Origin of the sequence: Pseudooceanicola marinus (assembly GCF_020177265.1) — a bacterium.
Taxonomy (GTDB): domain Bacteria; phylum Pseudomonadota; class Alphaproteobacteria; order Rhodobacterales; family Rhodobacteraceae; genus Pseudooceanicola; species Pseudooceanicola marinus_A.
Map to the genome: position 1 here is coordinate 162,922 of NZ_JAIVMC010000001.1, position 18,605 is coordinate 181,526.

The window sequence follows — 18,605 nt, forward strand, 5'->3', positions numbered from 1 at the left end:
CCCGTCAAATCCGCGCGTGCGTCCCCGGGGGCGGTAGACACTGCCCCCTGCGCCCGTTAAATCGACGGAACCGTCAGGCAACCGGGACAAGGGCCGCCAAGAATGAAGACGCTGAACGAGATCCGCTCGACCTTCCTGAACTACTTCGAGAAGCAGGGACACACGATTGTTCCCTCCTCGCCGCTGGTTCCCCGGAACGACCCGACGCTGATGTTCGCCAACTCCGGCATGGTGCAGTTCAAGAACTGCTTCACCGGGGTCGAACATCGCGACTACACCCGAGCGACCACCGCGCAGAAATGCGTCCGGGCCGGCGGCAAGCACAACGACCTCGACAACGTCGGCTATACCGCGCGCCACCACACCTTCTTCGAGATGCTGGGCAACTTCAGCTTCGGCGACTATTTCAAGACCGAGGCCATCCCCTTTGCCTGGGAACTGGTGACCAAGCATTTCGACATCTCGCCCGAGCGTCTCTACACCACCGTCTATCACACCGATGACGAGGCCTATGAGCTGTGGAAGAAGATCGGCGTGCCGGAAAGCCGGATCATCCGCATCGATACCTCCGACAACTTCTGGCAGATGGGCCCGACCGGCCCCTGCGGCCCCTGTTCGGAGATCTTCTTCGACCATGGTGACAAGTTCTGGGGTGGCCCTCCGGGCAGCCCGGAAGAGGACGGCGACCGTTTCATCGAGATCTGGAACATCGTCTTCATGCAGAACGAGCAGTTCGAGGACGGCTCGATGCGGGCGCTCGACATGCAGTCGATCGACACCGGCATGGGGATCGAACGGGTGGCCGCCCTGCTGCAGGGCACCAACGACAACTACGGCACGGACCTGATGCGCGCGCTGATCGAGGCCTCGGCCAATGCGACCAGCAGCGACCCGGACGGGCCGGGCAAGACCCATCACCGCGTGATCGCCGACCACCTGCGCTCCACCTCCTTCCTGATCGCCGACGGGGTGATGCCGGGCAATGACGGGCGTGGTTACGTGCTGCGCCGCATCCTGCGCCGTGCCGCGCGCCACGCGCACCTCTTGGGCGTGCAGGATCCGCTGATGTACCGCCTGGTGCCGGAGCTGGTCCGCCAGATGGGCGAGGCCTATCCCGAGCTGCGTCAGGCGCAGCCGCTGATCGAGGAAACGCTGAAGCTGGAGGAAACCCGTTTCCGCCAGACCCTCGACCGCGGGCTGAAGCTGCTGGACGAGGAACTGACGGGCCTGCCCGAGGGCGCCGAACTGCCCGGCACCTCCGCCTTCAAGCTCTATGACACCTACGGCTTCCCCCTCGACCTGACCCAGGACGCGCTGCGCGAGCAGGGCCGCACCGTGGACACCGAAGGCTTTGACGCCGCCATGGCCGAGCAGAAGGCCAAGGCCCGCGCCGCCTGGGCCGGCACCGGCGAGGCCGCCGACCAGGCCGTCTGGTTCGACATCGCCGAAACCCACGGCGCCACCGATTTCCTAGGCTACGATACCGAAACCGCCGAGGGCCAGATCATCGCCGTGGTGAAGGACGGCGCCCAGGCCGAGGCTGCCGAGACGGGCGAGAGCGTGACCCTGGTGCTGAACCAGACGCCGTTCTACGCCGAAAGCGGCGGCCAGGTGGGCGACACTGGCGAGATCCGGACCGAGGGCGGCCGGGTTCGCATCACCGACACCCGCAAGATCGAGGGCGTCTTCCTGCACATCGGCGAGGTCGTCGAGGGGCAGGTGAAGAAGACCCAGTCCGCGATCCTCGAAGTGGATCACGCGCGCCGCTCGAAGATCCGCGCCAACCACTCGGCCACGCACCTGTTGCACGAGGCCCTGCGCGAGGCGCTCGGCGCCCATGTGGCGCAGCGCGGCTCGCTGAACGCGCCGGAACGACTGCGCTTCGACTTCTCCCACACCCAGGCGGTGACCCCGGAGGAACTGGCGCGCATCGAGGCCCAGGTGAACGCCTTCATCCGCCAGAACACGGCGGTCGAGACCCGGATCATGACCCCGGATGACGCCCGCGCCCTGGGCGCCCAGGCGCTGTTCGGTGAAAAGTACGGTGACGAGGTGCGCGTTGTCTCCATGGGCCAGGCCGACACCGGCAAGGGCCAGGACGGCAAAACCTGGTCGATCGAGCTCTGCGGGGGCACCCATGTCACCCGCACCGGCGACATCGGCGCCTTTGCCCTGACCGGCGAAAGCGCCAGCTCGGCGGGCGTGCGGCGGATCGAGGCCCTGACGGGCGAGGCTGCCCTGGCCGAACTGCGCGGCCGTGACGTGACCCTGTCGACCATCGAGGGCCTGCTGAAGGCCCAGGGGACCGAGGCGGTGGACCGCGTGAAGTCCCTGATGGAAGAGCGCCGCAAGCTGGAAAACGAAGTGGCCCAGCTGAAGCGCGAGATCGCCATGGGCGGCGGCGGTTCGGGTGGTGGTGCCGAGGCCGAAGAGGTCAATGGCGTCAAGTTCCTGGGCCAGGCCCTGCAGGGCGTCTCGGGCAAAGACCTGCGCGCGCTGATCGACGCCCACAAGCAGAAGCTGGGCTCGGGCGTGGTGCTGCTGGTGGCCGAGGACGACGGCAAGGTCGCCGTGGCCTGCGGCGTCACTGACGACCTGACCGACAAGGTCTCGGCGGTGGATGTGCTGAAGGCCGCCGTGCCGGCCGTGGGCGGCAAGGGGGGCGGTGGCCGCCCCGATATGGCCCAGGGCGGCGGCAAGGACTTTGCCGGTGCGGATCAGGCGCTGGCCGCGGGCCGCGCCGTGTTGGAAGCGTAAGGAGAGAGACGATGCCCCAGGCTTACTGGATTGCCCATGTGCATGTGACCGACGAAGAGGCCTATGGCCGCTACGCCAAGCTGGCCGGCCCCGCCATTGCCAAGCATGGCGGCAAGTTCCTGGCCCGTGGCGGTCGCTACACCTGGCTGGAAGGCAACGAGAAGTCGCGCAACGTCGTCGCCGTCTTCCCCTCGCTGGAAGAGGCCGAGGCCTGCTACCACGGCCCCGACTACCAGGAGGCGCTCAGCCATGCCCGCGGTGCCTCGGAACGCGACCTGATGATCGTCGAGGCCTTCGAGGAGTGATCCTCCGGCCCCGGCCCGATCTTCGAAAGACCCAGAGAAGCTGCGCCTCGGGCGCGGCTTTTTTCGTTTGTGCCCTCCTGCTACGCTTGGCCTGAGACAAAGGAGGGCACCATGCTGTCAGAGATCACCCTGGGCATCATAGGCACCGGGCAATTGGGGTGCGCCATGGCGCAGGGGCTGTTGATGGGCGGCTTGCCCGGATCGAACCTGTGGCTGGCCAATCGCAGCGGCACCACCGTCACGCTGGAAGGGGGCGCGGCGGTCACCCAGACCACAGACCTGGCGGCCCTCGGCGCGGCCTGCGACGTGGTGCTGCTGGCGGTGCCGCCCGCCGTGGTGCCTGCCCTTTCGCTGGATCTGTCGGACCGGCTGGTCCTGTCGGTGGTAGCGGGGCTGACGCTCGACGGGATGCGCCATGCCACGGGCGCCCACCGGGTGATCCGGGCCATGTCCAGCCCGGCGGCGGAGCGGCGGTTGGCTTATACCCCCTGGGTCGCGGGCGGCGCGGTCACCGCCCGCGATCGCGCCCTGGCCACGGGTATCTTCGGCGCCATCGGCGCCACGGATGAGATCGCGGAGGAGGCCCATATCGACGATTTCACCGCCCTGACCGGCCCGGTGCCGGGCTTTGTCGCCTATTTCGCCGACAGCATGATCCGCCATGCCACGGCCCAGGGCATTCCCGAGGAGATCGCGACTCGTGCCATCCGGCAGCTCTTCCTGGCCTCGGGGGAGATGCTGAAGGAGGGGCCCACGCCCGCTCGGCAGGTGCAGGAGATGGTCGACTACGCCGGAACCACTGCCGCCGGCCTGACCCATCTGCGCCGGGGCGAGTTCGATGCGGCCTTGTCGGAGGCGCTATTGGCGGCAACGGAAAAGGCGCGGACCATCTGACCCGCGCCTTTCTCTTATCCGAAAGCTGAAAATACTCTCGCCGAAGGCATGGCCGCGCGGTCGCGCGGCCAGACCCGATCAGGACTTCGCGGCGCGCTTGCGCTCATGCGGGTCCAGGAACCGCTTGCGCAGGCGGATCGCGTTCGGCGTCACCTCGACCAGCTCGTCGTCGTTGATGTAGGCGATGGCCTCTTCCAGCGACAGGGTGATCGGGGTGGTCAGGCGCACCGCGTCGTCCGAGCCCGACGCCCGCACGTTGGTCAGCTTCTTGCCCTTCAGCGGGTTCACTTCCAGGTCGTTCTCGCGGCTATGCTCGCCGATGATCATGCCCTGGTAGATGTCCGCCTGGGCGCCGATGAACATGCGACCGCGATCTTCGAGGTTCCACAGGGCATAGGCCACGGCCTGTCCCTGTTCCATCGAGATCAGCACGCCGGCGCGACGCCCCGGGATCGGCCCCTTGAACGGCGCCCAGGAGTGGAACACGCGGTTCAGCACGCCGGTGCCGCGGGTGTCGGTCAGGAACTCGCCGTGATAGCCGATCAGCCCGCGAGACGGCACATGGGCGATGATCCGGGTCTTGCCCGCGCCCGCCTGCTTCATCTCCACCAGGTCCCCCTTGCGGGCGCCGGTCAGCTTCTCGATCACCGCGCCGGAGTATTCGTCATCGACGTCGATGGTGGCTTCCTCGATCGGCTCCATCTTCTGGCCGTCTTCCTCGCGCAGGATCACCTGCGGACGCGAGATCGACAGCTCGAAGCCTTCGCGGCGCATGTTCTCGATCAGAACACCCATCTGAAGCTCGCCCCGGCCCGACACCTCGAAGGCCTCGCCGCCGGGGGTATCGGCGACCTTGATCGCGACGTTGGTCTCGGCTTCCTTCATCAGGCGGTCGCGGATGACGCGGGACTGCACCTTCTTGCCGTCACGGCCGGCCAGCGGGCTGTCGTTGATGCCGAAGGTGACGGTGATGGTCGGCGGGTCGATCGGCTGGGCTTCCAGCGGCTCGTCCACGGCCAGGGCACAGATCGTGTCGGCCACGGTCGCCTTGGTCATGCCGGCGATGCTGACGATGTCGCCGGCGACGGCTTCCTCGATGTCCTGCTGCATCAGGCCGCGGAAGGCCTGGATCTTGGTCACGCGGAACTGTTCGACCTTCTGGCCGATGCGGGAAATGGCCTGAACGGTCTGGCCGACCTTCAGCTTGCCGGATTCCACGCGGCCGGTCAGCATGCGGCCCACGAAGGGGTCGGCGCCCAGGGTCACGGCCAGCATGCGGAAATCGTCGTCCTGGTGCGCCTGCTGCTTGGGCTTGGGCACGTGGTTGACGATCAGGTTGAACAGCGCGTCCAGGTTCTTGCGCGGGCCGTCAAGTTCATTGTCGGCCCAGCCGGAACGGCCGGAGGCGTACATATGCGGGAAGTCGAGCTGATCCTCGTTCGCATCCAGCGCCGAGAACAGGTCAAAGACCTCGTCCAGCGCGCGGTCGGGCTCGGCGTCGGGCTTATCGACTTTGTTCAGCACCACGATCGGACGCAGGCCCAGGGCCAGCGCCTTGGAGGTCACGAACTTGGTCTGGGGCATCGGGCCTTCGGCGGCATCGACCAGCAGGACCACGCCGTCGACCATCGAGAGGATCCGTTCCACCTCGGCGCCGAAATCGGCGTGGCCAGGGGTGTCGACGATGTTGATGCGGGTGTTCTTCCATTCGACCGAGGTGGCCTTGGCGAGAATGGTGATGCCGCGCTCGCGTTCCAGGTCGTTGCTGTCCATGGCGCGTTCGGCAACGGCCTGGTTGGCGCGGAAGGCGCCGGATTGTTTCAGCAGTTCGTCAACGAGCGTGGTCTTGCCGTGGTCGACGTGGGCGATGATGGCGATATTGCGCAGATCCATGTGGGGTCCTCTTAGGGTCTCGCGCAGGCCCTAGCCCGGTATGGCCAGAAAAGAAAGGCCCAAAGCGGGGATCAGCCGAGACAGCGGCCAAGCGGTGCAGAAAACCGGCTATGGAACCAGGTATGGCCCGTATCCGCGACACGGGCGCCGCTGCCCAGCTTGAACCGCAGGAGGCCTGGGGCACGGTCGCGATCCACCGGGCCGAGGTCCAGCCGCGTGATGCCCCGCGCCGTCAGCCAGCGCATCGCGGTCCACAGCAGTAGCGTATGGGCCGACAGGCGGCGGCCCGTCTCTCCGCTCCACCCGATGTGGTAGCTGGCGCCGGGGGTGTGCAGCAGGAAAAGCATGGCGGCGATTGCCTCGCCATTCCAGGTGGCCGTGAACAGTCGCGTCTCCGGCCAGGTCAGGGCAAAGGCGGGGGGCAGGGCGCGATACCCGCGCGCGCGCTGTTGTGCGGCCTCTGCCGACAGCAGCCAGTGCTGCGGATCGCGGGGCAGGGGGCCGTGCCGCAGGCGCAGCCCGGACTTGTCTGCCCGGTTCAGGCGGTTGCGCCATTTCTGGGCCAGCCCTGCGCGTTGCCGGTCTTCGTCCTGCAAGAGGGTCAGAACCGCCCGCGATTGCGGCGTCATCACCCGGATCGCGCCACTGCCCCTGAGGGCGGTATCCATCGCGGCATCCCCGGCTGAGATCAGGGCCGGGCCGGGCAGGGAGCGCAGATCGGGCGGGACGGCGGGGTCAGGCAGCCACAGGATGCGCATCGGCCCCAGTCGGCGCGTCACTGCAAGCGCTCCATCGGGAGACCGCGAGACCTGCGCACCGATCTGGGTGAGCGTCGTGGCGTAATGCGGATGGCGGTGCATCCGCCAGCCTCCGCTGTTTTCCGGGGCATCCTCCGGGGCGGATGACTTCGGGGGCGCCGGGGGGACCAGCGCGGCAGGGGGGCGGGCGTGCAACATGACCCATGTTAAGGGCGTGAAAACCTATCTCAGGGTTAATGGCGGGATGAAACCGCGCGCCCGATGCCCGACGTCCCTGCCCGAAACGCAACAGGGCCGCCCGACGTGGCGGGCGGCCCTGCTGGTGTTTCTGTGTCTGGCGCCGCCGGTCTGGCTGGCGCTGACCCTGGCCGAGGCGCTGTGGCGCTAGGCCGGGCGTCGGATCAGAACGGGATCTCGTCGTCCAGGTCGCTGTTGCGGCCACCGCCGCCGCCGGACCCGCCGCCGAAGCCGCCACGGTCATCATAGCCGCCACCGGCGCCGCCGCGGTCGTCGTAACCGCCGCCGCCACCACCGTAGCCGCCGCCGCCCTGGCCGCCACCGTAGCTGCCGCCACCACCACCGCCGCCGCCTTCACCGCGACCGTCGAGCATGGTCAGCTCGGACTGGTAGGGACGCAGCACGACCTCGGTCGAATACCGGTCCTGGCCGGACTGGTCCTGCCACTTGCGCGTTTCCAGCTTGCCCTCGATGTAGACCTTCGAGCCCTTGCGCAGATACTGTTCCGCCACGCGGACCAGCGGCTCGGAAAAGATGGCGACCGAATGCCATTCGGTGCGTTCGCGACGTTCGCCGGTGTTGCGATCCTTCCAGTTCTCCGACGTGGCGATCCGCAGGTTGCAGACCTTGCCGCCGTTCTGGAACGACCGCACCTCGGGGTCGCGCCCCAGATTGCCGATCAGGATGACCTTGTTGACGGAACCTGCCATGGTGCGTCTCCCCTCGTGTTTCGTACTGTCCCGGGGAGCGTACCCCGCATTGGGGCCCCGAGTCAGGGCCGATGTTCAGAGCGTTACATCAAAGCGGGCGTGAAAGGGCAAGCCGCTTGCTGTGGGTGTTCGGGTTAACCCGGTGCCGGGCAGCGGTGATGCCGCCGGGGCGGGCAGGCCGGCGAAGGGCAAAGAGCCGCCGCCGGGGCAGGAAAGGGGTGCAAAACCCCTCCGCCGCCGCTAGGATCGCGCCGATTTATCAAGGTTTCGACAGTTTCCGGAGGGATGCCGCATGTACAGCCGCTTTCTTGCCACGCCACGCAGGCCCTCGGGACGTTCGGCCCCCCGCGTCGTGACCGTCGCCCTTGGCTGTGCCCTGGCCGCCGGTCTTGCCGCACCCGCGGCGGCGGATGTCCTGGCCTCGCAGGCCCGCAAGAAGCAGTTCGGCGCCCAGACCCGGCTGCTGGATCAACGTGCGGCATCGCAATATGCGGCCTCGGTCCGGCTGACGCCCCAGGCGATCCGCACGCCGACCAAGTGGGATGACGTCTGGGAGGGCGCCTATTCCGGGCCCTACCTGGACATGGCGCGTTCCGCCGCGCAGCGCCACAACGTGCCCGAAGGCGTCTTCCTGCGGCTGGTGCAGCAGGAAAGCAACTGGAACGCCGCTGCCGTCTCGCACAAGGGGGCCATTGGTCTGGCGCAGCTGATGCCGGGGACGGCACGGCTGCTGAAGGTCGATGCGACCGACCCCTACCAGAATCTCGATGGCGGCGCCCGCTATCTGGCAGAGCAATATCGCGCCTTCGGCAGCTGGCCTCTGGCGCTTGCGGCCTACAACGCCGGCCCCAAGGCGGTGCAGCGGCACGGTGGCATCCCGCCCTATGCGGAAACTCAAGCTTACGTGAAGACAATCTGGGGAAGCTGATTAGCTCCCTTGCAACCGTCTGAAAAGATATGATTTTTTGGATGCCCCGACTGGGGCGTCCTCTTGCGTTTGCGCGGCTTGGCGCCGAGGGCGGATAGAAATTTCGGTTCTTTCCGGAACCCGGGACAGGGGGCGGTGTTGTCTCTCCACATGACGGCGCCGCCGCAGACACAGCGCTCACTCAGGGCTGTTGGCGGTGTCACAAAAGGAAGAAAGAGAAAGGACACCATCATGCGCAACGCACTGATCATTCCCGCCATCGCCGCCGCTTCCCTGACCGCCATCCCTGCCTTCGCCTACGACGGCCCGATCTCCGAGATCGAAGCCGACGTGCCGGCCAGCGCAGTCGAAGAAGGCAATTTCCCCGCCGCCTATGTCCCCACCATCAACGAAGATGTTGAAGCCGCTCTGCGCGCCAAGTTCGACGAACCCGTCGACGGTGGCTTTGGCCTGCGCCTGGAGGCTTCGATCCTCGCAATGGACATGACGCCCGACATGGGCACCATGGCCGGCCAGGTTGCCGTCTATGAGCAGACCGGTGAAATCATGACGACCTTCAACGTCGCTCTGGAAGCCGATACGATCGCAGGCAATACCGATCCGGAAGCCTACTACGGCCCGATGGTCGAGAAGTTCGCTTCGGTCGCCGCAGAACACGTGGCCGAGCTGCCGGTCGTGGACGATGAAGCCGTCGTGGGTGAAGCCGCCGCCGACTGATCGGTCGCCACATCGCTAGGCAGAGTTCTCTCTGTTCCGGCCCCTGCCATAGGCAGGGGCCTTTTCCGTTTTTGGGGACCGTCGTTTCAGGGGCCCGTCATTCCGCGGCGATCTGGATCACTGGCTCCATCTCGGCGAAATCGGCCTCGCTGAGGTGGCACTTGATCTGGTGGTCTCCGAACTGGCGCATCGGGGGCACTTCGCGCTCGCACAGCCCGCCGGGCACCTTGTCCTTCCAGCGGCAGCGGGTCTGGAACGGACAGCCCGGCGGCGGGTTCACCGCCGAGGGAATGTCGCCCTCCAGCACCACGTGCTTCTTCCGGACCGAGGTGTCGGCAATGGGCACCGCCGACAACAGCGCCTCGGTGTAGGGGTGATAGGGCGGGGCAAAGACCTCTTCGGTGGTGCCCAGCTCGACCACGTGGCCCAGGTACATCACCATCACCCGGTCGCTGAGATAGCGCACGATGCTGAGGTCGTGCGAGATGAACAGAAGCGTGGTCTTCTGTTCGCGCTGGATCTCCATCAGCAGATCGGTGACGGCGGCCTGCACCGAGACGTCGAGGGCCGAGACCGGTTCGTCCGCCACCACGATGCGCGCATCCCCCGCAAAGGCCCGCGCGATTCCCACGCGCTGTTTCTGCCCGCCCGACAGCTGGCGCGGCATCCGGTCGGCGAATTCACGCGGCAGTTTCACCAGGTCCAGCAGGGTCAGCATGCGCTCCCGCCGCTCGGTCTCATTGGCGCCCACGCCGAAGACCTCCAGAGCGCGCATGATCTGGCGGCCGACGGTCATCGAGGGGTTCAGCGTGTCGAAGGGGTTCTGGAACACCATCTGCACGTCGGCCACCGTCTTGGTGTCGCGCGCTTCGATAGGGGTGCCCTGGATCTCGCGGTTGTCCAGCAGGATGCGGCCCTCGGTCGCCGTTTCCAGCCCCATCAGGACCTTGGCAAAGGTCGACTTGCCGCAGCCACTCTCGCCGACGATGGCCAGGGTCTCGCTTTCGCGGGCCTCGAAGGTCAGGGTTTCGTTGGCCTTCACCACCTTCTTCTCGCCGCCCTTGAACAGGGCGGAGGCCGCGACCTCGTAGTACTTCTTCAGGTTCTCCATCTTCAGCACCGAACGGCCAACCTCGGCCTTCTGGTGCTGGGCGCCGACCTGCGGCGGCGCGTCCCAGTCGATCTCCTCCTGGCGCAGGCAGCGGGTCTCGTGACGCTCGTCGCCTTTGACCCGCTCCATGCGGATGTCCTGAGCATCACAGCGCCCCTCGACGAAATAGTCGCAGCGCGGGCCGAAGTTGCAGCCGGGCGGGCGTTCGTGGGGCAGAGGGAAGTTGCCGGGGATCGCCACCAGCGGCCGTTCCGTCTTCGACGCGCCGGGCAGCGGGATCGAGCGGAACAGCGCCTGGGTATAGGGGTGGCGCATCTGGTCGAAGACATCCTCGATGGATCCGCGCTCCACCGCCTCGCCGGAATACATGACGCAGATCCGGTCGCAGGTCTCCAGCACCAGCCCGAGGTTGTGGGAGATGAACAGCATCGAGGTGCCGTATTTCTGGCCCAGATCCTTCACCAGCTCGACGATGGCGGCCTCGACGGTCACGTCCAGCGCCGTGGTGGGCTCGTCGAGGATCAGCAGGGCGGGTTTCGACATCAGCGCCATGGCGATGACGATCCGCTGCTGCTGGCCGCCCGACAGCTGGTGCGGAAAGGCCTTCAGGATGCGTTCGGGATCGGGCAGCTTCACGTCCTCGATCACCTGAAGCGCCCGCGCCCGCGCTTCGCTCTCCGAGATTCCCTCATGGATCATCGGCACTTCCATCAGCTGCTTGCCGATGCGCATGGCGGGGTTCAGCGAGGCCATGGGCTCCTGGTAGATCATCGCGATCTCATTGCCGCGCACGTGGCGCAGCTCGGCGTCCGACATCTCGGCCAGGTCGCGGCCCTTGAACTTGATCGAGCCGCCGACGACGCGGCCGTTCACGCCAAGGTCCTGCATGACGCCAAGCGCCACGGTGGATTTGCCGCAGCCCGACTCCCCAACCAGGCCCACGGCCTCGCCGGGGCGCACGGAGACGGAGAAATCCATCACCGCGGGGATCTCCCGCAGGCGGGTGAAGAAGGAGATCGACAGCCGGTCGATCTCCAGGATGGGTCCGTCATAGTCGGGCTTGTCGCTCATGACACCTCTCCTCGGAAGGCGCCGCGCCTCCCATATTTCGTGGCCATAAATATCCCGGGGGTCCGGGGGCAGCGCCCCCGGCTTTGCCCCGATTAGTCTTTCAGGCTTTCCTCGCGCAGCCCGTCGGCCAGCAGGTTCAGACCCAGCACCATCGACAGCAGCGCGACGGCCGGCACGATGGCGGGGTGGGGATAGATCGACAGCAGCTTGCGCCCTTGGTTGATCGTCGTCCCCCAGTCGGGGCTTTCGGGGGGCAGGCCCAGGCCGAAGAAGCCCAGGGTGCCCAGAAGGATGGTGGTGTAGCCGATGCGCAGGCAGAAATCGACGATCAGCGGCCCGCGCGTGTTGGGCAGGATCTCCCACAGCATGATGTACCACGCCCCTTCGCCCCGGGTCTGGGCGGCGGCCACGTAGTCGCGCGTCTTGATGTCCAGCGTCAGGCCCCGCACGATGCGGAAGACCGTCGGCGCATTGACGAAGACCACCGAGACGAAGACCACCAGGATGCCCCCGGGGATGTTGAAGAGGTCAAGCCAGGGCGGCAGGAAGGCCACCCGCGTTTCCGGGTCCGAGATCAGCGACAGGTAGGCCCAGCCCAGCACGAAGATCAGCACCGCCAGCATCACGTTCCGCTTCGGCGGTTGCGTGCGGTAGCGCGAGTTGATCAGCACGGCGAGGAAGATGATCGGGAAGAGGAACAGCACGATCGCCATGTAGCTGGGGATGCCCGTTTCCACCATTTCCGGCGTCACCAGCAGGTAGAACAGCAGGATGACGGGGAAGGCCAGGATCAGGTTCGCCAGGAAGGACAGCGCGCTGTCCAGCTTGCCGCCGAAATAGCCCGCCGGCAGGCCCAGCGTGATCCCCACCATGAAGGCAAACAGCGTGGCCAGCGGGGCGATGCGGATCACCACCCAGGCGCCGGCCACCATCCGCGAGAAGACATCGCGTGCCAGCGTATCGCCACCCAGCAGGTAATAGGCGAACTCGCCCTCGTCGGGACTGCGCAACGGCGTGCCGGGCGGTTCGTTCTTCATGCCCATGGCGGTGGACAGCGGATCATGGGTCATGATCATGTCGAAGACCCCCACGAACAGGGCCGTGTAGACCCAGAACATCACCAGGCCGAAGCCCACCATGCCGATGGTGTTGTCAAAGAGTTTGCCGTATAGCCCCAGCTTGCGCTTGTAGGCGATGGACAGGGTGAAGGTCACGATCAGTGCCACCCAGACGGGGACGAAGCGGATCGCGAGTTGCAGGGCGATCTGGCCCCAGGACAAAGGTTCCATGTGCCGCGCCTCCTCAGGAAATCCGGATCCGGGGGTTCAGGTAGACATAGCCGATATCCGAGATCAGCTGCGTCACCAGGACCACCAGCACCGAGACGACCGAAATGCCCAGCAGAAGGTCGATGTCATTGTTGCCCGCCGCCTGCACCAGCGCCCAGCCCAGCCCCTTGTAGTTGAACAGCGTCTCGACGACGACGACCCCGTTCAGCAGCCAGGGGAACTGCAGCATGATGACGGTGAAGGGCGCGATCAGCGCATTGCGCAGGGCGTGTTTCAGCACGATGTTGCGGAAACTCACGCCCTTCAGCCGCGCAGTGCGGATGTACTGCGCGGTCATCACCTCGGCCATGCTCGCCCGGGTCATCCGCGCGATATAGCCCATGCCGTAAAGCGAGATGGTCAGCACCGGCAGGAAGAAATTCTCGAAGGTGGCGTTGTCCATCGCCGAGGTCGCCGTGCCCTTGAACCATTTCAGCCCCACGGCAGAGGAGGCGAAGACCGCGATCAGGATCACGCCGGAGACATATTCCGGCGTCGCCGTGGTGGCGATGGAAACGGTGGACAGGGTGCGGTCGGTCTTCGATCCCTCGCGCATGCCGGCCAGCACGCCGATGATCAGCGCCGCTGGCACCATCAGCAGCATCACCCAGAGCATCAGCTTGCCGGTCATCCACAGCCGCACCGCCACGATGTTGGACACGTCGTCGCGGAAGACCCGGCTTTCGCCCCAGTAGCCCTGCAGGATGCCGCAGCGCGCGGGGGCCGTCTCGGCCGTCAGGTCCCCCGTGATGCAGCGCCCGGTGACGCGCTCGCCCCGGTCGTTCGTCCAGCCCGGCACCACGCCCAGCCATTCACCGTAGCGCACCAGCGTCGGCTGGTTGAAGCCGTTGTTCTCCAGCCAGCCCGCGACCTCCTCGTCGGACATCCGGGCGTTGCCTTCGTACTTGGCGATCTTTTCCAGGTTGGGCGGAAGGTTGGTCAGGAAGAAGACGATGAAACTGAGGCAGAGCGCCGTCAGGATCATCACCCCGATCCGTCGCAGGAGGAAGAGAAGCATGGAATGTCCCTGTCAGTGGCGTCCGGGTGGGCCCGGCTTGTCGTTCTTGGCGGCCGCAGGAAGTGAAAGGGGCCATGGCCTGTCTTGCGCCATGGCCCCGGTCTGATCGCGGATCAGGTGTCGAGCCACCACTTGTAGTGATGCATCTCGAAGGTCGGGTGCTGGCCCGCATCCATCACGTAGTCCTTGGCGTGACGGAACAGCGAACGCCAGTAGGGCTGCACCATGACACCGTCATCCAGCATGATGGTTTCCAGCTGGGCCATGACCTCGCGGCGGCTATCGGCGTCGGAGATCGACAGCGCCTGTTCCAGCAGGCTGTCGAACTCGGGGTTAGCCATCGCCGTCTCGTTCCAGGAGGCGCCGGACTTGTAGGCCAGGGCCAGGACCTGCACGCCCAGGGGGCGCATGTTCCACTCGGTCGCGGAGAAGGGATAGACCAGCCAGTCGTTCCAGAAGGTCGAGCCGGGCAGGATCTCGCGGCTGATGTTGATGCCGGCGTCGCGCATCTGCGCGGCCACGGCATCACAGGTTTCCGACTGCCACTGGTCATCGATCGAGATCAGCGTGAACTCGGTGTCGGCCATCCCGAGTTCTTCCAGCTTGGCCATTGCGGCGGCGGGGTCGGTGGGGATGCCCGGCACCTCGGCATATTCGGGGTGGATCGGGCAGACGTGGTGGTTTTCCGCCACGGTGCCGTACCCGGCGTAGCCGAGCTCCAGGATCACCTCGTTGTCGACCGCCTGGATCAGCGCCTTACGGACCTCCGGGTCGGTGTAGGGTTCCTGGCCCTGGTTGAACCGCACGGCGATGGTCGCGGCAGTGACGGCCTCGGACTTCTTCCAGCCCATGGCGTCCAGCACCTCGATGAACTCGCCGGTCGACTGGTAGGTCATGTCGATCTCGTCGCTGTCGGCGGCGGCGACCCAGCTGGCCATGTCGGTGCCGAAGTCGATGAACTCGATCCGGTCGAGGTAGGCGCCTTCACCCCACCAGTCGTGCTCGGTGTTCTTCACCAGCACCTGGGTCACCCCGACCTCGTTGGTTTCGGGCAGGTAGGGGCCGGTGCCGATCGGGTTCTCCGCCGGATCCTCGCCGGCGTAGGACGGGTGCACCACGGCGGCCGGATAGTCGGCGAAGCCGGGAATGATGGTGATGTCGGGGGAGGCGCAGACCAGTTTCACGGTCAGATCGTCCACCACGGTCACCGCGCCCTCGCGCGCCATGCCGCTGTCGCTGTCGATCAGCGAGGACATGCGCGAGGCCATGGAGTTGCCTTCGACGCCCTGTTCGCACCAGCGGTTGATGTTGAACACCACGTCCTCGGCGGTGAAGGGATCGCCGTTGTTCCAGGTCACGCCGGGGCGGACGTGCAGGGTGTATTCGGTCGCGTCCTCGTTCACGTCCCAGCTTTCGATCAGCATGCCCTTGAAGGTGCCGTCGTTCTGGTACTCGACCAGGTATTCCAGCCAGCCGCGGGCGAAGTTCGCCATCTGCGACCAGTCGAAATTGCGCGGATCCTTCAGCGCCTTGGTCTCCATCTGCACGCGCAGGGTGCCGCCGGACTTGGGCGTGGCCTGGGCCATCGCCGGACGGTCCAGCCCGCCAAGCGCGTAGATGCCCGCCGAGGCGACGCCAAGCGCGGAGGTGCGGGCCATGAATTCGCGGCGGCTGAGCTTGCCGGCCTTGAATTCATCCGCGTACATGCGGGCCGCGGGGTGAATGCGGCCCTGCGGCGTGTCGTGATGCGTCATGTCGTTCTCCCTGTGACGTTCCATCCCCGGCGCAGCGAGCGGTCTCTGCCCGGATGCCGAAGACGAAGGTATCGGCCCGTCTGCTGACCCTCGCCGGGTGCGGACCTTGTTGTGAGGGGTATTCCCGCAGGAAAAGACCCGCCCGTCAATTCATGTCTCCGCCTTTTCATAGGTCAAAAACGACATGCCTTCCATCTGAAAGCGACACCGTCGCGTCTGTTTTAGCGGCATTCGTCGGCGGATGTTTCTAGGCAAATATCTGATCTTGAATGCAAAAATATGACGCAGCGGCGCCGGATGCCGATCCGGGCGGGCGACGTAGGGGCACCTTGCGGGGGCGCGTCAGCGGCGGCGGCGCAGCGCGGTCGGCGTTTTGCCGGTATGTTTCTGGATGAACCTGGTGAAATAGGCGGCAGAGGAGAAGCCCAGCATCTCGGAGATCAGGCCGATGGGCAGGCTGCCGTCCTGCAACAGGCCCCGAGCCTCGTGCAGGGTGCGGCCGGTCAGAATTTCCGCCGCCGTGATCCCGGCGGTCTGGCGCAGGGTGCGGGTCAGGTGGGTGGGCGTGACGCCCAGCGTGGCGGCGAAATCCGCCATCGACTGGCTGGAGCGAAAGTCGCGTTCAACCAGCGCGCAGAACGCGGCGGCCAGCCGGTCGGCGGCCTTGCCCGCGCCCACGGGGGCCGGCTCGGAGGCCAGCAGGCGGCGCAGCCAAACCGACAGCAGCCCGGCATGGGCCTGCAGCGCCTCGGCGCCGTAGGGGCGGTGGGTGGCCTGCTCGCGCTGCATGGCGTCGATGATCGCGATCAGCTCGGCCTGGGCCATGCTTTCGCGGACGCGCAGCTGCACCGGATCGCCGGGCAGCACCAGCCCCGCGTCGGCGGGGATCTGGACGACCTGACCGTAACTCTGCTTGCCGATGTCCAGCATCATCAGCGTGCCGGCCGGCACGAAGAGGACGGTGTTCATCGTCAGTCCGCGCCGCCGGCCCAGCACGATGGTGCGCCCCTGGCCCTTAGACAGGAAGAGGAACAGGTGTGTGCTGCGCGCGTGCGGCAGGGTCAGCCGCCAGTCCTCATGGCCGGACAGCTGTGAAAGGGTCTGACTTCTGACCGTTGGAGGCGTGTAATCAGCCAATGGCGAATAGCGTTCTGGTATGTGTCCCGAGTGTCCCTAGACGGGAATAGAACGGTTCAGTCGGGATAAGTAAAGCATCACGGAAGCGTGAGCTGCTGCCAGTCCCGCATGCGGGCGCGAAACCAGGTCCGCTGCCGCTTCGCGTATCTACGGGTTCCGATAATGGCGCGCTCCCGGGCCTCGTCCAGTGAAATATCGCCCTGGAGGTGGGCAATCAGCTCGGGCCCCCCGATCGCCTTGGACGAGGGCAGGGCAGGGTCCCAGCCCTCCAGGTTGGCGCGCGCCTCCTCCAGGGCACCTGCCTCCATCATCAGGTCGAAACGGCGCTCGATTCGCGGCGTCAGCCAGTCCTTCGGCGCCTCCAGCACCAGCCGCGTGGCCTGCTCGGACGGCAGAAGGGGCGCCGGTGTATCGTCCTGCCAGGCAGCCAGGCCGCGGCCCGTCGCGCGCAGCACCTCCCAGGCGCGCTGCACCCGGGCGGGGTTGGCCAGGTCGACGCGCGCGGCGCTCTGCCGGTCCAGATCCGCGATCATCGCGGGCAGGTCGGCCTCGCGCAGGGCGTTGCCCTCGGCACGGATTGCCTCGGGGATCGGCGGGATCTCTACCAGCCCCTCGGTCAGGGCGCGGAAGTAGAGGCCGGTGCCGCCGACGATGATCAGCCGCTCCGGTCCCTCCAGCAGCTCCGCCACCTCGCGCAGCCAGGCGCCGGTGGAGTAGGGGGCGAGGCGCCCGACATGGCCGAACAGGCGGTGCGGCAGGCTGGCCTCTTCCTGGGGCGAGGGGCGGGCCGACAGCAGGCGCCAGTTGGCGTAGACCTGCAGCGCATCGGCATTGACGATCACCCCGCCGTCGCGCGCCGCGATCTCCATCGCCAGGGCCGATTTGCCCGAGGCCGTGGGCCCGGCGATGAGCACATGGCGGGCACTATCCGTCACCGGCGCCTGTCTCATCCGCGTCCCCTTGCCAAGCCTGCCTGTTGTCCCAATTCGCGCATTGAACCCGCCCGCCTTTTCCGACATTTTGCGCGCGATCCTAGTCCCCCGCCGTGAAGGAGCGCAACATGGCCGAAACCGCTCAGGAGCCCAGCTACAAGCGGGTGTTGCTGAAGATCTCGGGGGAGGCCCTGATGGGGCCCCGAGGCTTCGGCCTGCATCCGCCGACGGTGGAACGTATCGCCGAAGAGGTCAAAAGCGTTCATGACATGGGTGTCGAGATCTGCATGGTCATCGGCGGCGGCAACATCTTCCGCGGTCTGGCCGGCAGCGCCCAGGGGATGGAACGCACCACGGCCGACTACATGGGCATGCTGGCCACGGTGATGAACGCCCTGGCGATGCAAAGCTCGCTGGAGGGTCTGGGCGTCTACACCCGGGTCATCAGCGCCATCACCATGAACGAGGTGGCCGAACCCTACATCCGCCGCCGCGCCGTGCGTCACCTGGAGAAGAAGCGGGTCTGCATCTTCGCCGGCGGCACCGGCAACCCCTATTTCACCACCGACACCGCCGCCACGCTGCGCGCCAACGAGATGAACTGCGAAGCCATCTTCATGGGCAAGAACGGGGTCGACGGGGTCTATGACAGCGATCCCAAGACCAACCCGGACGCCAAGCGGTTCGAGCATGTCACCTACGACGAGGTGCTGCAGAAGCATCTGAAGGTCATGGACGCCTCGGCCATTGCCCTGGCGCGCGACAACCACAAGCCGATCATCGTCTTCCCGCTGGACGAACCCAACGGGTTCAAGGGCGTCCTGGAAGGCAAGGGCACCTACACCGTGGTCCGCGACTAAACACGCGACCTTTACAGGTCAGACCTTCGGTTCAAAGACACTGGTCGCCCCACGGGCGGCCCTTCGTGCTATGATGGCAGCGTGGCCGAACGCGCCGAAGGTCATTCATGTATCCTGCTCATGAGTACCTTGATCTTTCCGGCGGTTTTCTTGTGGCATGTCCCGTCCTAGATCTTTGGGCAAGGAACAGGCGCA

General features: G+C 66.4%; 16 protein-coding genes. 7 read left to right on the plus strand and 9 right to left on the minus strand.

What is annotated here, in order from left to right:
• Window positions 1–102 precede the first annotated feature (102 nt).
• The 3 genes from alaS to LC066_RS00825 all read left to right on the plus strand — a co-directional run bounded on the left by alaS (window position 103) and on the right by LC066_RS00825 (window position 3,956).
• Window positions 103–2,757, plus strand: coding sequence for an alanine--tRNA ligase (gene alaS, locus LC066_RS00815; RefSeq protein WP_224896147.1), 2,655 nt, complete (start codon window positions 103–105; stop codon window positions 2,755–2,757).
• An 11-nt stretch (window positions 2,758–2,768) separates the two neighbouring features.
• Window positions 2,769–3,062 carry a DUF1330 domain-containing protein gene (locus LC066_RS00820; protein ID WP_085888037.1) on the plus strand — a complete coding sequence of 98 codons (294 nt, stop codon included), beginning with the start codon at window positions 2,769–2,771 and terminating at the stop codon, window positions 3,060–3,062.
• A gap of 111 nt (window positions 3,063–3,173) precedes the next feature.
• Window positions 3,174–3,956, plus strand: a complete 783-nt coding sequence (locus LC066_RS00825) for a pyrroline-5-carboxylate reductase family protein (protein WP_224896148.1) — start codon at window positions 3,174–3,176, stop codon at window positions 3,954–3,956.
• A gap of 78 nt (window positions 3,957–4,034) precedes the next feature.
• On the opposite strand, the gene typA is transcribed toward LC066_RS00825, so the two are convergent.
• The gene (gene typA / locus LC066_RS00830) at window positions 4,035–5,849 is read right to left on the minus strand and encodes a translational GTPase TypA (RefSeq protein ID WP_222481022.1); all 1,815 of its coding nucleotides are present in this window, start codon (window positions 5,847–5,849) and stop codon (window positions 4,035–4,037) included.
• A 71-nt stretch (window positions 5,850–5,920) separates the two neighbouring features.
• A complete protein-coding gene (locus tag LC066_RS00835; RefSeq protein WP_224896149.1) occupies window positions 5,921–6,628 on the minus strand; it encodes a GNAT family N-acetyltransferase in 708 nt (235 codons plus the stop codon).
• A gap of 175 nt (window positions 6,629–6,803) precedes the next feature.
• Here LC066_RS00835 and LC066_RS00840 point away from each other — a divergent pair, with 175 nt between their 5' ends.
• Window positions 6,804–6,995 carry a hypothetical protein gene (locus LC066_RS00840; protein ID WP_222481018.1) on the plus strand — a complete coding sequence of 64 codons (192 nt, stop codon included), beginning with the start codon at window positions 6,804–6,806 and terminating at the stop codon, window positions 6,993–6,995.
• A 13-nt stretch (window positions 6,996–7,008) separates the two neighbouring features.
• Here the strand turns inward: LC066_RS00840 and ssb are convergent, their stop codons facing one another.
• On the minus strand, window positions 7,009–7,554 hold the full coding sequence (gene ssb / locus LC066_RS00845; RefSeq protein WP_224896150.1) for a single-stranded DNA-binding protein: 546 nt from the start codon (window positions 7,552–7,554) through the stop codon (window positions 7,009–7,011).
• 292 nt (window positions 7,555–7,846) lie between these two features.
• Between ssb and LC066_RS00850 the strand changes: the two genes are divergently transcribed.
• Together LC066_RS00850 and LC066_RS00855 are read left to right on the plus strand one after the other, a co-directional pair.
• On the plus strand, window positions 7,847–8,482 hold the full coding sequence (locus LC066_RS00850) for a lytic transglycosylase domain-containing protein (protein ID WP_224896151.1): 636 nt from the start codon (window positions 7,847–7,849) through the stop codon (window positions 8,480–8,482).
• Between the two features lie 231 nt (window positions 8,483–8,713).
• On the plus strand, window positions 8,714–9,199 hold the full coding sequence (locus LC066_RS00855; RefSeq protein ID WP_222481013.1) for a hypothetical protein: 486 nt from the start codon (window positions 8,714–8,716) through the stop codon (window positions 9,197–9,199).
• Window positions 9,200–9,296: 97 nt separating this feature from the next.
• Here LC066_RS00855 and LC066_RS00860 read toward each other — a convergent pair whose 3' ends face one another.
• From LC066_RS00860 to miaA, 6 genes are all read right to left on the minus strand, one after another.
• A complete protein-coding gene (locus LC066_RS00860) occupies window positions 9,297–11,381 on the minus strand; it encodes an ABC transporter ATP-binding protein (protein WP_224896152.1) in 2,085 nt (694 codons plus the stop codon).
• Window positions 11,382–11,473: 92 nt separating this feature from the next.
• Window positions 11,474–12,670 (minus strand): ABC transporter permease, encoded by a 1,197-nt coding sequence (locus LC066_RS00865; RefSeq protein ID WP_224896153.1) that lies wholly within the window; start codon window positions 12,668–12,670, stop codon window positions 11,474–11,476.
• 13 nt (window positions 12,671–12,683) lie between these two features.
• Window positions 12,684–13,727, minus strand: a complete 1,044-nt coding sequence (locus tag LC066_RS00870) for an ABC transporter permease (protein ID WP_224896154.1) — start codon at window positions 13,725–13,727, stop codon at window positions 12,684–12,686.
• Window positions 13,728–13,840: 113 nt separating this feature from the next.
• On the minus strand, window positions 13,841–15,481 hold the full coding sequence (locus LC066_RS00875; protein ID WP_224896155.1) for an ABC transporter substrate-binding protein: 1,641 nt from the start codon (window positions 15,479–15,481) through the stop codon (window positions 13,841–13,843).
• Window positions 15,482–15,823: 342 nt separating this feature from the next.
• Window positions 15,824–16,618, minus strand: a complete 795-nt coding sequence (locus LC066_RS00880) for a helix-turn-helix transcriptional regulator (protein WP_224896156.1) — start codon at window positions 16,616–16,618, stop codon at window positions 15,824–15,826.
• A 77-nt stretch (window positions 16,619–16,695) separates the two neighbouring features.
• Window positions 16,696–17,568: a tRNA (adenosine(37)-N6)-dimethylallyltransferase MiaA gene (gene miaA, locus LC066_RS00885; protein ID WP_224896157.1), complete on the minus strand. Its 873-nt coding sequence runs from the start codon at window positions 17,566–17,568 to the stop codon at window positions 16,696–16,698.
• Between the two features lie 110 nt (window positions 17,569–17,678).
• On the opposite strand from miaA, the gene pyrH reads away from it, so the two are divergent.
• Window positions 17,679–18,410 (plus strand): UMP kinase, encoded by a 732-nt coding sequence (gene pyrH, locus LC066_RS00890; RefSeq protein ID WP_224896158.1) that lies wholly within the window; start codon window positions 17,679–17,681, stop codon window positions 18,408–18,410.
• Window positions 18,411–18,605 lie beyond the last annotated feature (195 nt).

Bases quoted from the DNA above. Each gene is read 5' to 3' on its own strand.
- alaS (WP_224896147.1), top strand. From the start codon at position 103: ATGAAGACGCTGAACGAGATCCGCTCGACCTTCCTGAACTACTTCGAG.
- LC066_RS00820 (WP_085888037.1), top strand. From the start codon at position 2,769: ATGCCCCAGGCTTACTGGATTGCCCATGTGCATGTGACCGACGAAGAG.
- LC066_RS00825 (WP_224896148.1), top strand. From the start codon at position 3,174: ATGCTGTCAGAGATCACCCTGGGCATCATAGGCACCGGGCAATTGGGG.
- typA (WP_222481022.1), bottom strand. From the start codon at position 5,849: ATGGATCTGCGCAATATCGCCATCATCGCCCACGTCGACCACGGCAAG.
- LC066_RS00840 (WP_222481018.1), top strand. From the start codon at position 6,804: ATGACCCATGTTAAGGGCGTGAAAACCTATCTCAGGGTTAATGGCGGG.
- ssb (WP_224896150.1), bottom strand. From the start codon at position 7,554: ATGGCAGGTTCCGTCAACAAGGTCATCCTGATCGGCAATCTGGGGCGC.
- LC066_RS00850 (WP_224896151.1), top strand. From the start codon at position 7,847: ATGTACAGCCGCTTTCTTGCCACGCCACGCAGGCCCTCGGGACGTTCG.
- LC066_RS00855 (WP_222481013.1), top strand. From the start codon at position 8,714: ATGCGCAACGCACTGATCATTCCCGCCATCGCCGCCGCTTCCCTGACC.
- LC066_RS00860 (WP_224896152.1), bottom strand. From the start codon at position 11,381: ATGAGCGACAAGCCCGACTATGACGGACCCATCCTGGAGATCGACCGG.
- LC066_RS00865 (WP_224896153.1), bottom strand. From the start codon at position 12,670: ATGGAACCTTTGTCCTGGGGCCAGATCGCCCTGCAACTCGCGATCCGC.
- LC066_RS00870 (WP_224896154.1), bottom strand. From the start codon at position 13,727: ATGCTTCTCTTCCTCCTGCGACGGATCGGGGTGATGATCCTGACGGCG.
- LC066_RS00875 (WP_224896155.1), bottom strand. From the start codon at position 15,481: ATGACGCATCACGACACGCCGCAGGGCCGCATTCACCCCGCGGCCCGC.
- miaA (WP_224896157.1), bottom strand. From the start codon at position 17,568: ATGAGACAGGCGCCGGTGACGGATAGTGCCCGCCATGTGCTCATCGCC.
- pyrH (WP_224896158.1), top strand. From the start codon at position 17,679: ATGGCCGAAACCGCTCAGGAGCCCAGCTACAAGCGGGTGTTGCTGAAG.